Source organism: Kitasatospora sp. NPDC004531 (genome assembly GCF_053602195.1).
The window spans coordinates 21,977-37,190 of record NZ_JBSGDD010000075.1; the positions used below are offsets into that span (position 1 = coordinate 21,977).

At 74.0% G+C, this 15,214-nt stretch carries 7 protein-coding genes and 2 pseudogenes; all 9 read left to right on the plus strand.

The genetic code is table 11. The annotated features are described in order from the left end of the window. Positions 1–3: 3 nt before the first annotated feature. The gene (locus ACWEMJ_RS25540; protein WP_452139457.1) at positions 4–5,007 is read left to right on the plus strand and encodes an amino acid adenylation domain-containing protein; all 5,004 of its coding nucleotides are present in this window, start codon (positions 4–6) and stop codon (positions 5,005–5,007) included. Beyond that, positions 5,004–6,371: pseudogene (locus ACWEMJ_RS25545) on the plus strand (condensation domain-containing protein); the annotation flags it as partial. The gene ACWEMJ_RS25540 and the pseudogene ACWEMJ_RS25545, both read left to right, overlap by 4 nt. A gap of 81 nt (positions 6,372–6,452) precedes the next feature. Then, positions 6,453–7,061, plus strand: a pseudogene (locus ACWEMJ_RS25550) (AMP-binding protein); the annotation flags it as partial. Beyond that, the gene (locus tag ACWEMJ_RS25555) at positions 7,044–9,386 is read left to right on the plus strand and encodes a MupA/Atu3671 family FMN-dependent luciferase-like monooxygenase (protein WP_452139464.1); all 2,343 of its coding nucleotides are present in this window, start codon (positions 7,044–7,046) and stop codon (positions 9,384–9,386) included. The pseudogene ACWEMJ_RS25550 and the gene ACWEMJ_RS25555, both read left to right, overlap by 18 nt. 49 nt (positions 9,387–9,435) lie before the next feature. Continuing rightward, entirely contained in the window at positions 9,436–11,763 is a 2,328-nt protein-coding gene (locus ACWEMJ_RS25560; RefSeq protein WP_452139458.1) for a type I polyketide synthase, read from the plus strand. Beyond that, positions 11,748–12,605, plus strand: coding sequence for a 3-hydroxyacyl-CoA dehydrogenase family protein (locus ACWEMJ_RS25565; protein ID WP_452139459.1), 858 nt, complete (start codon positions 11,748–11,750; stop codon positions 12,603–12,605). The genes ACWEMJ_RS25560 and ACWEMJ_RS25565 overlap by 16 nt, the downstream gene beginning before the upstream one ends. After that, positions 12,602–12,892 (plus strand): acyl carrier protein, encoded by a 291-nt coding sequence (locus ACWEMJ_RS25570; protein WP_452139460.1) that lies wholly within the window; start codon positions 12,602–12,604, stop codon positions 12,890–12,892. Before ACWEMJ_RS25565 ends, ACWEMJ_RS25570 begins: the two co-directional genes overlap by 4 nt. Then, positions 12,885–14,021 carry an acyl-CoA dehydrogenase family protein gene (locus ACWEMJ_RS25575; RefSeq protein WP_452139461.1) on the plus strand — a complete coding sequence of 379 codons (1,137 nt, stop codon included), beginning with the start codon at positions 12,885–12,887 and terminating at the stop codon, positions 14,019–14,021. The genes ACWEMJ_RS25570 and ACWEMJ_RS25575 overlap by 8 nt, the downstream gene beginning before the upstream one ends. Next, positions 14,018–15,115: an HAD-IIIC family phosphatase gene (locus tag ACWEMJ_RS25580; RefSeq protein ID WP_452139462.1), complete on the plus strand. Its 1,098-nt coding sequence runs from the start codon at positions 14,018–14,020 to the stop codon at positions 15,113–15,115. The genes ACWEMJ_RS25575 and ACWEMJ_RS25580 overlap by 4 nt, the downstream gene beginning before the upstream one ends. The last annotated feature ends 99 nt before the right edge of the window (positions 15,116–15,214 follow it).

Consider the following 15,214-nt stretch of genomic DNA (forward strand, 5'->3'; position numbering starts at 1 on the left):
GACATGGTCCTCAACGAATTCCACGCCCGAGCGATCGAAGCACCCGACACCGTCGCCGTACAGGACGGTGAGCTGGAACTGACCTACCGTGCGCTGGCCGCGCACGCCTACGCCCTGGCGGCCGAACTCACCGACCGGGGCGTGGGCCCCGACAGCGTGGTGGCCGTGTACGCCGACCGGTCGGCGCACCTGGTGGTCGCGGAGGTGGCGGTGCTGCTCGCGGGCGGCGCCTACCTGCCGCTGGACCCGGCCCACCCGGGCGCGCGGGTGCGTCAACTCCTGGACGCCTCGGGCGCGGTGGCGGTGCTGACCACCGCCGCTCTGGCCGCCACCGACGTGCAGCTGGGCGAGGACGTCCTCCTGGTGGACCTGGACCGCGAGGTCCCGGCCGACTTCACGCCCCCGCCGCTGCCCGCGATCGAAGGCGACTCGCTGGCCTACGTGATCTACACCTCCGGTTCCACCGGCCGGCCCAAGGGCGTGGCCGTCAGCCACGCGAGCCTGGCGAACCTGATGCACTGGCACCACGCGACGTACGGCACGCGCTCCGACGACCGCAGCACGCTGCTGGCCAGCCCCGGTTTCGACGTGTCCGTCCAGGACATCTGGTTCACCCTGACCGCCGGCGCGACGCTGGTCGTGCCGCCCGCGCGGGTGCGGACCTCCCCGCCGGAGCTGACCGAGTGGCTGGCCCAGGAGCGCATCACCGTCACGTTCCTGCCCACCCCGCTGGCCGAGGCGGTGCTGGAGGAGTCCTGGCCCGCGCACACCGTGCTGCGGACCCTGCACACCGGCGGCTCGGCGATGCAGCGCGGCGTTCCCGAGGGCCTGCCCTTCCAGGTGGTGAACCTGTACGGCCCCACCGAGGCCACCGTGAAGGTGACGGCCTGCGAGGTGCTGCCCGGCGGACCGGTTCCCCCGCCGATCGGCGTGCCGGTGGACGGGGTGCGCGCCTACGTCCTGGACGGCCTGGACCCCGTGCCCGACGGCGAGGCCGGCGAGCTGTGCCTGGCGGGCGCGTGCGTGGCCCGCGGCTACCTGCACGAGCCGGCGGCCACCGCCGCGGCGTTCGTCCCGGACATCCTGGTGCCCGGCGAGCGCATGTACCGCACCGGCGACAAGGTGCGCCGCCGCGCGGACGGCGTCTTTGAGTACATCGGCCGCTACGACGACCAGGCCAAGATCCGCGGGTTCCGCATCGAGCCGGGCGAGGTGGCCACCGTCCTCAAGCAGCACCCCGGGGTCCGCGACGCCTTCGTGGCGGTCGAGAACTCGGGCCGGCCCAACGCCCGCCTGGTGGGCTACGTCGTCGGCGCCGTTCCCACCGCCGAGCTGGTCGAGTTCGTCGGCTCCCGGCTGCCGGCCTACATGGTGCCGGGCGCCGTGGTCACGCTGCCCGCGCTGCCGCTGACGCCCAACGGGAAGGTCGACCGGGCCGCGCTGCCCGCGCCCGACCGCTCGGCCTCCGGGCTGGCCGCCGACGTGGTCGCGCCGAGCACCCCGACCGAGGTGGCGCTGGCGCGCATCGTCTCCGGGCTGCTGGGCGACGCCGAGGTCGGCGTGCACGACGACTTCTTCGCCCTGGGCGGCAACTCGCTGCTGGTGGCCGGCCTGGTGGCCAAGGTCGCCTCCGAGCTGCACGCGGTGGTGACCGTGCCGGAGCTGTTCGGCGCCCCGACCATCGCCACCCTCGGCCGGATCATCGACAGCCGCGCCGACGGCGCCGACGCGGACACCGCCCTGGCCCCCACGCCCCCGCCGCTGCGCCGCGCCGCGCGCAACCGTCCCGTCCCGCTGTCGCTGCCGCAGGAGCGGGTCTGGTTCTTCGAGCAGCTGTCCCCGGGCAACCTCGCCTACAACTTCCAGGCCACCGTGTCCCTGCAGGGCGAGGTCGACGTGGCGGCGCTGCAAGCCTCGCTCGACGAGATCGTCCGCCGCCACGAGATCCTGCGCACCACGTTCGTCTCCGTCGGCGGCGTGGGCTACCAGCGCCCGCTGGCCGAGGCCAAGGCCTCGCTGCTGGTGCTGGACGTCCCCGCCGAAGAGGCCGACGAGGTGGTGGCCGCGCAGCTGCGCGAGCCCTTCGACCTGAGCGAGCCCCCGCCGGCCCGCTGGGTGCTGCTGCGCCACGGCGACGGCAACAACACCTTCCTGCACGTGGAGCACCACTTCGTCCACGACGGCTGGTCGCTGTCGGTGTTCCTGAACGAGCTGCGCGCGCTCTACCCGGCGTTCAAGGACCACCAGCCCTCGCCGCTGGCCGAACTGCCCCTCCAGTACGCCGACTACGCCATCTGGCAGCGCGACTGGATGAGCGGCGACGTGCTGCGCGCGCACGTCGAGCACTGGACCGCCCGGCTGGCCGGCGCGCCCGACACCCTGGAACTGCCCGCCGACCGGCCCCGCCCCCCGGTGATGACCTTCCGCGGCCGCGCGCCGCGCATCCTCGTCCCCGCCCCCCTGGCCCGGCGCCTGCGCGCCTTCAGCCGCGAGAACCGCATCTCGCTGTTCACCACCATGTACGCGGGCTTCGCCGCGCTGCTGTACCGCTACACCGGGCAGCAGGACATGCTGGTGGGCACCGGCGCCGCCAACCGCAACCTGCCCGAGCTGGAACCGCTGCTGGGCATGCTCGTCAACACGCTGGTCCTGCGGACGAAGGTCACCGGCGACCAGGCCTTCAGCGACCTGCTCGCGCAGGTGCGGCAGAGCGTGGCCGAGACGCTGGCCTGGTCCGACACCCCGGTGGACGCCGTCATCGACGCGATCGACCCGGCCCGCGACCCCTCGCGCACCCCGCTGTTCCAAGTCATGTTCAGCTTCCACGACTCCGGGGTGCCCGACATCGACTTCGGCGGGCTGACCGGCAAGGTCACCGAGCGCTCGAACAAGACCGCCAAGTCCGACCTCAACATCATCGTGATCCCGCGCGCCGAGCAGCGCATGGGCCGGGCCCCGCGCCCCGAGGACGACGACCTGTGGATGATCTGGGAGCACTCCTCGGAGCTGTTCGACCCGGAGACCATCGAGCGGATGATCGCGCACTACCTGACCCTGCTCTCCGACGCCATGGAGCGCCCCGAGAGCACGGTCGGCAGCCTGCGCCTGCTCTCGGAGACCGAGGCCGACCAGCTGCAGGGCTGGACCCGCGGCTCCGCCGAGGGCGCGCCGGCCACCACGCCGGTCACCGAGCTGATCGCCCGCCAGGTCGAGCAGCGCCCCGACGCCGCCGCCGTGCGCTGGAACGGCGGACAGCTCAGCTACGCGCAGCTGTGGCAGCGCGCCGGCGCCCTGGCCGCCGAGCTGCGCGCCGCCGGCCTGGCCGCCGAGGAGCCGGTGGCGGTGTACGCCGAGCGCTCCGCGGAGCTGGTGGTCGCCGAGCTCGCCGTCCTGATGGCCGGCGGCTGCTACCTGCCCGTCGACCCGAGCTACCCCGCCGAGCGGGTGGCCTACATCCTGCAGGACGCCGCCGCGCGCACCGTGCTCGCCACCGCCCGCACCCGCCCGCAGCTGCCGCAGACCGAGCAGGACCTGCGCGTGCTGACCGTCGACGCCGGCGGGAGCGGCGCCGCGGACCAGGAGGCGGTGCGCGCCGACGCGCTCGCCCCCGGCCGGCTGGCCTACCTCATCTACACCTCCGGCTCCACCGGCCGCCCCAAGGGCGTCGCCCTCGAACACCGCGGCCTGAGCAACCTGGTCGCCTGGCACACCGCCCAGTACGGGCTCGACGCCACCCATCGCACCACGCTGTTCGCCAGCCCCGGCTTCGACGCCTCCACCTGGGAGATCTGGCCGACCCTGGCCGCCGGCGCCACCCTGACCGTCGTCCCCGACGACCTGCGCGCCGCCCCGGCGCCGCTGGTCGACTGGCTCGCCCAGGAGAAGATCACCACCGCGTTCCTGCCCACCCCGATCGCCGCGGCCGTCCTGAACGAGTCCTGGCCCGCCGACACCGCCCTGCGCTCGCTGCTCACCGGCGGCGACGTCCTGCCCTCCGCGCCGCCGCCGGGCCTGCCGTTCGCCCTGTACAACCACTACGGGCCGACCGAGAGCACCGTCGTCGCCACCGCCGCCGTCGTGCCGGACACCCACGCGCAGCGCCCCGCGATCGGCCGCCCGATCGCCGGCACCACCGCCCACGTCCTGGACGCCCAGCGCCGACCCGTGCCCACCGGCGTGTGCGGCGAGCTGTACGTCGGCGGCGCCGGCGTGGCCCGCGGCTACGTCAACCGCCCCGACCTGACCGAGCAGAGCTTCCTGCCCGACCCGTTCTCCGACACCCCCGGCGCCCGGCTCTACCGCACCGGCGACCTGGTGCGCTGGCTGCCCGACGGGCAGCTGGAGTTCCTGGGCCGCGCGGACGAGCGGGTCAAGATCCGCGGCTTCCGCATCGAACCCGGCGAGGTGGCCGCCACCCTGCGCGAGCACCCCGACGTCAAGGACGCCGCCGTCCTGGCCCGCACCCCCGCCCCCGGCGCCGACCCCACCCTGGTGGCCTACGTCTGCACCCACGGCCACGGCGAGCAGACCTCCGAGGACAAGCTCACCGCCTTCCTCCAGGACCGCCTGCCGATCTACATGGTCCCCGAGCGCGTGCTGCTGCTGGAGAAGCTGCCGCTGACCGGGCACGGCAAGGTCGACCACGACGCGCTGGCCGCGCTCGTCCCGACCGCGCCCGACCGCGCCCAGGAGCAGCAGCCCCCGGAGGGCCCGACCGAGGAGCGCATCGCGCAGATCGCCTCCGAACTGCTGCGCGGGCAGTCGCTGGGACGCAGCGACGACTTCTTCCGCGCCGGCGGCCACTCCCTGCTCGCGGCCCGCCTCATCGCACAGGTCAACGAGGCCTTCGCCACCGCCGTGCCGATCTCCGCGTTCCTCCAGCGTCCCACCGTCGCCGGCCTCGCCGAAGCCGTCGACGCCGCCGCCACCGGGGCCGGCGGCGCCGGTCCGATCCTCCCGCGCGCCCGCCGCGCCGCCGCCCTGCAGGAAGACGGGGAACAGCTGTGAACACCCACCTGGAAGCCGACACCGGCGACGACGACCGCGCCCCGCTGTCCTACGCCCAGCAGCGCCTGTGGTTCCTCGACCAGCTCCAGCCCGGCAGCGCGGTCTACAACGTCCCGCTGGGCTACGACATCACCGGCCCGCTGGACGCCGATGCCCTCCAGCAGGCGCTGACCGAGACGGCGCGCCGCCACGAGATCCTGCGCACCGCGTTCCGCTCCGTCGCCGGCACCCCCCACCAGGTGGTGCTGGCGCCCGCCCCGGTGACCGTCCCGGTCACCGACCTCACCGACCGGGGCGACAGCCCGCAGCAGATCGCGGCCCGGGCCGCGGCCCTGGCCGACGAGGAGGCCGGCACCCCCTTCGACCTGGTCGCCGGACGCGTCCTGCGGGCCCGCCTGCTGCGCCTGGGCCCCGAGCACCACCGCCTGCTGCTGACCGTCCACCACCTCGCCTGCGACGGCCCCTCGGTGGGCACCCTCGGCAAGGAGATCGAGACCCACTACCGCGCCGCCCTCACCGAGGGCGGCCGGCCGCCGGGCGAACTGCCCATGCAGTACGCCGACTTCGCGCACTGGCAGCAGGAGACCCTGGCCGGCCCCGAGCTCACCCGCCTGCTGGGGTACTGGAAGCAGCACCTGGAGGGCATGCCCGCCCAGAACCTGCCCACCGACCACCCCCGTCCGCCGGTGCAGAGCTACCGCGGCGCCGCGCTCACCTTCGCCCTGCCCGCCGACGCCGTCCGGCGCCTCGACGAGCTGGGCCGCGGCGAGGGCGCCACCCTCTACAGCGCGCTGCTCGCCGCCTTCGCGGTCCTGCTGCGCGCCCACGTCGGCCAGGACGAAGTCGTCGTCGGCACCCCCGTCTCGGGACGCGAGCGCCCCGAACTGGCCCCGCTGATCGGCTTCTTCACCAACACCCTGGTGCTGCGCTGCGACCTCGCCGCCCGCCCCACCTTCCGCGAGCTCGTCCAGCGGGTGTGGGACGAGGTCAAGGGCGCCCTCGCCCACCAGGACCTGCCCTTCGAGAAGCTGGTCGAAGAGCTCCACCCCGACCGCGACCTCGCCCAGAACCCGCTGTTCCAGGTGCTGTTCAGCTACCGCCTGGAGGACGAGGGCAGCGGACTGAACCTCCGGGGCTGCCGGGTGAGCCCGGTGCTGGGCGACACCGGCGCCGCCCGCTTCGACCTCACCCTGAGCCTCACCCGCACCCCCGACGGCGTCAACGGCCGCCTCGAGTACAGCACCGACCTGTTCGAGGCCGACACCGCCCAGCGCCTCGCCGACCGCTACGCCCAGGTGGTGGCCGCCGCCGCGCAGGACCCCGACCGGCCGGTGGACGAACTGGCCGTCCTGCCGTCCGCCGAGCTGGAGACCCTCGCCCAGTGGCACGCCGGCCCCCGGGCGCACACCTCCCGGGCGCTGGTGCACGAACTGCTGGCCCAGCGGGTGGCCGCCACCCCCGACGCCACCGCGCTGATCGCCTCCGACGCCACCTTGACCTACCGTGAACTCGACGCCCGCGCCGAGCAGTTCGCCGCCCGGCTGCGCCGCCTCGGCGTGGCCGCCGACGAACCGGTGGGCGTCCACCTGCACCGCACCTCGCTGCTGATGGTGGCCCTGCTGGGCATCCTCAAGGCCGGTGCGGCCTACCTCCCGCTGGACCCCGACTACCCCGCCGGCCGGCTGGCCTTCATGGTCGCCGACGCGGGCGTGCGCCTGGTCGTCGCCGACCCGGCCAACGCCGCCTCGGCCGGCCGCCTGGGCGCCGCCCGCGTGGTGGTCCCCGGCGAGCACCCGGCCGACGAACACACCGACGGCGAGCACCAGGACGGCGCCACCGGGACGGAGGCGACCCCCGACAACCTGGCCTACGTGATCTACACCTCCGGGTCCACCGGACAGCCCAAGGGCGTCATGGTCACCCACCGCAACGTCGCCAACCTGTTCGCCGGCCTGAGCGAGGCCTTCGGCGACGACGAACCCAGCACCTGGCTCGCCGTCACCAGCGTCTCCTTCGACATCTCCGTCGTCGAACTGCTGTGGGCCCTCACCCACGGCCACCGCATCGTGCTGCGCCGCGAACCGCCGCTGCGCACCGGCAGCCGGAGCGCCGACGCGGCGGCCCGCTCCCGTCCCATCGACTTCAGCCTGCTCTACTTCGGCAGCGACAGCGAAGCCAGCCCCGAGGACCGCTACCGCCTGCTGCTGGAAGGCGCGAAGTTCGCCGACCGCAACGAGTTCACCGCCGTGTGGACCCCCGAACGCCACTTCCACCAGTTCGGCGGGCTCTACCCGAACCCGTCCGTGATGGCCGCCGCCGTCGCCGCCGTCACCGAACGCGTCCAGGTCCGCGCCGGCAGCGTCGTCATGCCGCTGCACGACCCGCTGCGGGTGGCCGAGGAGTGGTCGGCCGTCGACAACCTGTCGGCCGGCCGGGTCGGCATCTCGCTGGCGTCCGGCTGGCACGCCAACGACTTCGTCCTCGCACCCGACAACTTCGCCACCCGCAAGCAGCTGATGATGGACGGCCTCGCCGAGGTCCGCAGCCTGTGGGGCGGGAACCGGACCACCCGCCGCAACGGCGTCGGCGCCGAGGTCGAGGTCGGCATCTACCCGAAGCCGGTGCAGAGCCGGCTGCCGGTGTGGCTCACCAGCGCCAAGCACCCCGAGACCTTCCGGATGGCCGGTGAGGCCGGCACCGGCGTGCTGACCCACCTGCTGGGGCACAGCCTCGACGAGCTCGCCGAGAAGATCGCGCTCTACCGCAGGACCTGGCGCGAGCACGGCCACCCCGGCGAGGGCCACGTCGCGGTCATGGTCCACACCTTCGTCGGCACCGACCTCGAAGAAGTCCGCGAACTGGTGCGCGAGCCGATGAGCCGCTACCTGGAGACCTCCTTCGACCTGATCGCCTCCCTGGGCGCCACCACCGGAAGCGCCGAGGACTTCAAGTCCCTGCCGCCCGACGAGCTGCGCGCACTCGTCGACCGGGCCTTCGAACGGTTCTTCGCCACCGCCAGCCTCCTGGGCACCCCCCAGGTCTGCGCCGACATGATCGACCGGATGAAGGCCGCCGGCGCGGACGAAGTCGCCTGCCTGATCGACTTCGGCGTCGAGGACAAGGCCGCGCTCGACGCCCTGACCCACCTCGTCACCGTCCGCGACATCAGCGAGGAACGCCGGACCGCCGCGCTGGCCGAGACCGAGGAACCCCTCGCCGAACAGCTGCGCACCCACCGGGTCACCCACCTGCAGTGCACCCCGTCGCTGGCCCGGGCGCTGCTCGCCGACCAGGACACCCGGGCCGAACTGCCCGGCCTGGAGCGCCTGTTGGTCGGCGGCGAAGCGCTGCCCACCGACCTCGCGGCCACCCTCGCCGAGACCGTCGCGGGCACCGTCCACAACATGTACGGGCCCACCGAGGCCGCCGTGTGGGCGACCACCGCGCAGGGCTCCGCCACCATCGGACGCCCGCTGGCGGGCGTCCGCGCCTACATCGCGGACCAGGACCTGCGGCTGTGCCCCGTCGGCGTCCCCGGCGAACTCCTGCTCGGCGGCGACGGCATCGTCCGCGGCTACCTCCACCGCAACCGCACCACCGCCGAACGCTTCCAGCCCGACCCGTTCACCGGCACACCGGGCGCGCGCCTCTACCGCACCGGCGACCTGGCCCGCTGGACCCCCGAGGGCACCCTCGAGTTCCTCGGCCGCCTCGACGACCAGGTCAAGCTCCACGGGCACCGGATCGAACTCGGCGAGGTCGAGGCCGCCCTGGCCCAGCACCCGGCCGTGCGCTCCGCCGTCGCCGTCATCCGCGGCACCGGCGCCGAGGGACGCCTGCTCGCCTACTACGTCCCCGACCCCGAGCACACCGCCACCGCCGCCGAACTGCTCGCCCACCTCGCCACCCGGCTGCCCGGCTACATGCTGCCCGGCGCCGTGCACGCCATCGACGCCGTCCCGCTGACGCCCAACAAGAAGGTCGACCGCAACGCGCTGCCCGACCTGAGCGAGAGCCGCCCCGACGGCGCCGCCACCTACACCCCGCCCACCAACGACACCGAACGCCTGGTCACCGAGGTGTGGCAGGACGTCCTGGGCGTCGAACGGGTCGGGCTGGACGACAGCTTCTTCGCCCTCGGCGGCAACTCCCTGCTGGTCGTCGTCGCCCGCGCCCGGCTGCTCGAACAGCGCGACAGCGCCCTGTCCCTGGTCGACATGTTCCGCTACCCGTCCGCCCGCGCCCTGGCCCGGGCCATGGACCGGGCACCCGGCGCCGACGCGGACGACAACCCGGCCGCCGGCGCCGCCGCCCGCGCCGCCGCCCGCCGCGGCGCCAGGAACTCCGCCGCCCGCCGCGCAGGCAGGACAGGAGCGTGAGCGTGCCCACCACCACACCGACCCGGGAACGGGCAGAAGGGGGCCTCGGGTGAGTACCGAGCCGGAAGACAGCATGGAACCGATCGCGGTCGTCGGGCTCAGCGGACGACTGCCCGGCGCCCCCACCATCGACGCGTTCTGGCAGAACACCCGCGACGGCGTCGAATCCATCTCCCACTTCACCAGCGAGCAGCTGACCGAGGTCGGCTGGCCCAAGGAGATGATCACCCACCCCGACTACGTCCCCGCCGCCGGCGTCATCGAGAACGCCGACCACTTCGACGCCGACTTCTTCGGCTACACCCGCGAACAGGCCGAGATCAGCGACCCGCAGCAGCGGATCTTCGCCGAAACGGTCTGGCACACGCTGGAGGACACCGGCCACGACCCGGCCCGCTTCAACGGCGCGATCGGCGTCTACGCCGGCCAGTTCGCCAACAAGTACCTCCCGCTCAACCTGCTGGCCAACGCCCGCTTCCGCGGCTCGATGTCGGCCTTCTCCGCCCGGCCCTACAACGACAAGGACTTCCTCGCCACCAGGGCCGCCTACCTGTGCGACCTGCGCGGCCCGGCGATGACCGTCCAGTCCGCCTGCTCCACCTCCCTGGTCGCCATCCACCTCGCCTGCCAGGCCCTGCTGGGCCACGAGTGCGACATGGCGCTGGCCGGGGGAGTGGCCCTGCCGATCCCGCTGATCGGCGGCTACCCCGTCGTCGCCGGAGGCATCTTCGCCCGCGACGGCCACTGCCGCCCCTTCGACGCCTCCTCCAGCGGGACCGTCCCCGGGTACGGCGTCGCCGTGGTGGCCCTGCGCCGCCTCAGCGACGCCCTCGCCGACAACGACAACATCCGCGCCCTGATCCTCGGCAGCGCCCTCAACAACGACGGCTCCGCGAAGTTCGGCTTCAACGCGCCCAGCATGCAGGCCCAGTCCGAGGTCATCGCCACCGCCCAGGCCGTCGCCGGCGTCAGCGCCGAGAGCATCGGCTACGTCGAGGCCCACGGCACCGGCACCCCGCTCGGCGACCCCATCGAACTCGCCGGCCTCACCAAGGCGTTCAACACCCAGGAACGCGGCTACTGCGCGATCGGCTCCACCAAGGCCAACATCGGCCACCTGGACGCCGCCGCCGGAGCCGCCGGATTCGCCCGCGCCGTGCTGGCCCTCCAGCACGCCGAGATCCCGCCCAGCATCAACTACGAGGCGCCCAACCCCGCCCTCCTGCTGGAACGCACCCCCTTCTACGTCCCCACCACCGCCCGCCCCTGGCCCAGCGGCGCCACCCCGCGCCGGGCCGGCGTCAGCGCCTTCGCCGTGGGCGGCACCAACGCCCACATCGTCCTGGAGGAAGCGCCCGCGCCCGAGCCCGCCGCGGAAAGCGCCCGCGAGCACCACCTGCTCGTGCTGTCCGCCCGCACCCCGCAGGCCCTGGCCGACGCCGCCGCCAACCTCGCCCGGCGCCTGGAGAGCGACGACGACCTGGACCTCGCCGACGTCGCCCACACCCTCCAGGTCGGCCGCCGCGCCTTCGCGCACCGCCGCCACCTGGTGTGCCGCGACCGGGCCGAAGCCGTCGCCGCCCTGCGCGCCCCGGCCCCGCCCACCGCCGCCGCCGGGACCCGCCGCAGCGTCTTCGTCCTCCCGGGCGCCGAAGCGCTGCGCCCCGACGCGGCCGCGCAGATCTACCGCAGCGAGGCCGTCTTCGCCCGCGAGGTCGACCACTGCGCCGAACTGGCCCGCCCCCTGCTCGGCCAGGACCTGCGCGCCGTGCTGTTCCCCGGCACCTGGAACGGCGCCGACGGCGCGGACCGGACGGACCCGCGCGCCACCGCGTCGGCCGCCTTCGCCCTCCAGTGGGCGCTCGCCCACCTGTGGCAGTCCTGGGGCGTCCAGCCCGCCGCCATGATCGGCGACGGCGGCGGCGAACACGTCGCGGCCTGCCTGGCCGGCGACCTCGACCTGCCCACCGCCCTCGCCCGCGTCGCCGCCGACCCCGGCGCCAGCGACGCCACCGCCTTCGTGGCGGCGCTGCGCGAAGCGGCCGCGGCGCCCGGCACCGCCCTGCTGGCCATGGGACCCGCCGACGGCATCGTCCGGGCCCTCGCCGGCCAGGACGGCGCCGAACGGTTCACGGTCCTGCCCTCGCTCGGCTCCGCCGACACCGACCGGGACGGCCTCGCCACCCTGCTCGACACCCTCGGCGCCCTGTGGCAGGCCGCCACCGACATCGACTGGGACGCCGTCCGCGGCACCGCACGACCGCGGCGCGTGTCCCTCCCGGGCTACCCGTTCCAGCGCAGCCGCTACTGGATCGGCCCCGACACCGGAAGCTACGAACCCCTGGGTCTGGAGGAGCCGTCATGGACGAGCCACTGATTGCGATCGTCGGCGCGGGCGTCATGGGCACCGGCATCTCGACGCTCGTCGTCGGGAACGGACTGCCCGTCGTCCTGGTGGACATCGAACAAGGCGCCCTCGACCGCGCCACCGCCGCGATCCACCTCGGCCTTCGCCACGCCCAACTCACCGGCGCCATGCCGCCCGGCACCACCCCGGGCACCCTGCGCACCACCCTGCAGCTGTCGGACATCGCCGACGCCGCCGTGGTCATCGAGGCCGTCACCGAGGCACCCGACCGCAAGGCCGAGGTCCTCGCCGCGGTCTCCGCGCTGGTCGGCCCGGCGACCCCGATCATCTCCAACACCTCCGGGATCCCGATCGACGAGATGGCCGCCTGGGTCAAGGACCCCGGCGCCCTGATCGGCACCCACTTCATGAACCCCGCCTACCTGATCCCCATGGTCGAGGTCATCCGCGGTCCCCGGACCACCGACGGCACCGTCCAGCAGGTCCTGTCCACCCTGACCCGCATCGGCCGCCGCCCCGTCGTCGTGCGCGACGCGCCCGGCTTCGTCACCAGCCGGCTCCTGCACCCGATGATCAACGACGCGGCCCGCATCGTCAGCGAGGGCACCGCCACCGTCGAGGACGTCGACACCCTCATGCAGGGCTGCCTCGGCCACCCCACGGGCCCGCTGCGCACCGCGGACCTGATCGGCATCGACAACCTCGTCGACGCCCTGGAAGAACTCCACGCCCGGACCGGCGACGAGCGGTGCCGCCCCAGCGAACTGCTCCTCGAGAAGGTCCGGCGAGGCGAGCTCGGCCGAAAGAGCGGCCGCGGCTTCTACCACTACTACAGTGAGGCACAGTCATGACCGCCGAGCACACCTCCGCGTCCTTCGACACCGACGCCGTCATCGACCGGATCACCGGTTTCGTGGCCGAGCAGACCCGCACCGCCCCCGACACCGACCAGGACCTGTTCGACACCGGCCTGGCCAACTCCATGTTCGCCATGCAGCTGGTCGTCTTCCTCGAACAGACCTACGCCGTCACGGTCGCCGGCCCCGACCTGCAGCTGTCCAACTTCCGCACCGTCAAGAGCATGGCCGCCCTCGTCGGCCGGCTCCAGGCGCAGTCCGCCGCCGGCAGCGATGTCTGACGCGGCCGCCTCCGGACACCAGGACACCTGGGACCTCGTCCGCAGGGACGCCGGCGACTGGGACACCGCGGGCGAGATCCCCCGCACCCTGCTGACCGAGCTGGGCGCCGCCGGCCTGCTGTGCGCGGAGGTCCACAAGCAGTACGGCGGCCTCGGCCTCACCGGCCGCGACAGCGGTGAACTCACCGCCCACGTCGGGAGCCTGTGCAGCTCGCTGCGCAGCGTCATGACCTCCCAGGGCATGGCGGCCTGGACGATCCAGCGCCTGGGCACCGCCGAGCAGCGCGCCGCCTTCCTGCCCCAATTGACCGGCGGCCGCCTCGCGGCCGTCGCGTTCAGCGAACCCGAGGCCGGCAGCGACCTGGGCGCGATGAGCGCCCGGGTGCAGCACGACGGCGACAGCGTGGTCCTCGACGGCAGCAAGATGTGGATCACCGCCGCCGCCTACGCCGACCTGATCGTCGTCATCGCCAGGAGCGGCGACGGCGCCGTCGCGGTCGTCGTGCCGGTCGACACCCCGGGCGTGCGGATCGAGAAGATTCCCCACCCGATGGGCTGCCGCGCGGCGGGCCACGCCCAGGTCCACCTGGAGGGCGTGCGGCTGCCCGCCGCCAACGTCCTGGGCGGCGCGGCACTGGCGCTGCCCTTCCTGATCACCACCGCGCTCGCCTACGGTCGGATGTCGGTGGCCTGGGGCTGCGTCGGCATCCTGCGCGGCTGCCTGGCCGCCGTCACCGAACACGCCGCCACCCGGCGCCAGTTCGGCCGGCCGATCGGCGAGCACCAGCTGGTGGCCCGCCGGATCGCCGAGCTCTACGCCGCCGAGCGCATCGCCACCGGCGTGTGCCGGGACGCCGCCGAGCACTGGGAGGCCGGCTCACCGGAGCTGGTCATCTCCACCGTCCTGGCCAAGCACGTCAGCGCCACCCAGGCCGTCCTGGGCAGCGCCTCGGCGGTGCAGGCGATGGCCTCCGCCGGCGCCGTCGACGGGCACGTGGTCGCCCGCGCGTACCGCGACGCCAAGCTGATGGAGATCATCGAAGGCAGCAGCGAGATCTGCCAGCTCGAACTGGCCAGGCACGCCCTGGCCACCGGGAAATCCACCGCGCGAAAGGAGCCGGCGCAGTGAGCGGACCGCAGTCACCCGACCAACCGCTCCCCACCGTCAAGTGCGTCGTCTGGGACCTCGACAACACCCTGTGGAAGGGCACCCTGCTCGAGGGCGACGACGTCGCCGTCGACGCCCGGGTCCGCGAGACCGTCCTCGGCCTCGACGCCCGCGGCATCCTGCAGGCCGTCGCCAGCAAGAACGACCACCAACCCGCCTGGCAGCGCCTGGAGGACCTCGGCCTCGCCGAGTACTTCGTGCAGGCCAGGATCGGCTGGGGCCCCAAGTCGACATCCGTCCAGGAGATCGCCGACGACCTGAAGTTCGCCCTCCACACGATCGCCTTCATCGACGACCAGCCCGCCGAACGCGCCGAGGTGGCCTTCCACCACCCGCAGGTGCGCTGCTACCCGGCGGAGGACGCGACCGGGCTGCTGGACCTGCCGGAGTTCACCCCGGCCACGGTCACCGTCGACTCGCGCCGCCGCCGCGAGATGTACCTGGCCAACGCGCGCCGCCAGGCCGAGCAGGACTCCTTCGACGGCCCGTCGCAGGAGTTCCTGCGCTCCCTGGACCTCGTCATGGAGATCCGCCGGGCCACCCCCGAGGACATCTCGCGCATGGAGGAACTCACCCTGCGCACCAGCCAGATGAACGCCACCGGCGTGCACTACTCGGACGCCGACCTGCGCGCGCTCCTGGACGACCCCCGCCACGAGGTCCTCGCCATCACGATGAGCGACCGCTTCGGCTCGCACGGCGCCGTCGGCGTCGGCCTGGTGGAGCGCGGCCCCGCGGCCTGGCACCTCAAGCTGCTCGCCACCTCCTGCCGCGTCGTCTCCTTCGGCGCCGGTGCCACCATCCTGAACTGGCTGGTCAGCGAGGCGGCCGCGGCCGGCGTCCACCTGATCGCCGACTTCCGCCCCACCGCGCGCAACCGGGTCATGGAGGTCGCCTACCGCTTCGCCGGGTTCACCGACGAACTCTGCGCCTGCGTGGCCGAGTTGGCCCCGCCGGAAGGCGGACAGACGCAGCGGCTGCACATCACGCCGGCCCCCCGGCCGGTGCCCGACACGCTGCGCCTGACCGCCGTCGCCCTGGCCGCCGCACCCTGATCTGCCGCCTCCCCTCCGGCGCGCCTTGCGGGCGCGCACCGGGCAGCGGCACCCGCGCCCGTCGTTCCCCGCTCCCCGGCGGGGGCGGCGGGCGCCGGC

Excerpts from the sequence above, each read along its gene's own strand:
- ACWEMJ_RS25540 (WP_452139457.1), top strand. The coding sequence starts at position 4 with ATGGTCCTCAACGAATTCCACGCCCGAGCGATCGAAGCACCCGACACC.
- ACWEMJ_RS25575 (WP_452139461.1), top strand. The coding sequence starts at position 12,885 with ATGTCTGACGCGGCCGCCTCCGGACACCAGGACACCTGGGACCTCGTC.
- ACWEMJ_RS25565 (WP_452139459.1), top strand. The coding sequence starts at position 11,748 with ATGGACGAGCCACTGATTGCGATCGTCGGCGCGGGCGTCATGGGCACC.
- ACWEMJ_RS25570 (WP_452139460.1), top strand. The coding sequence starts at position 12,602 with ATGACCGCCGAGCACACCTCCGCGTCCTTCGACACCGACGCCGTCATC.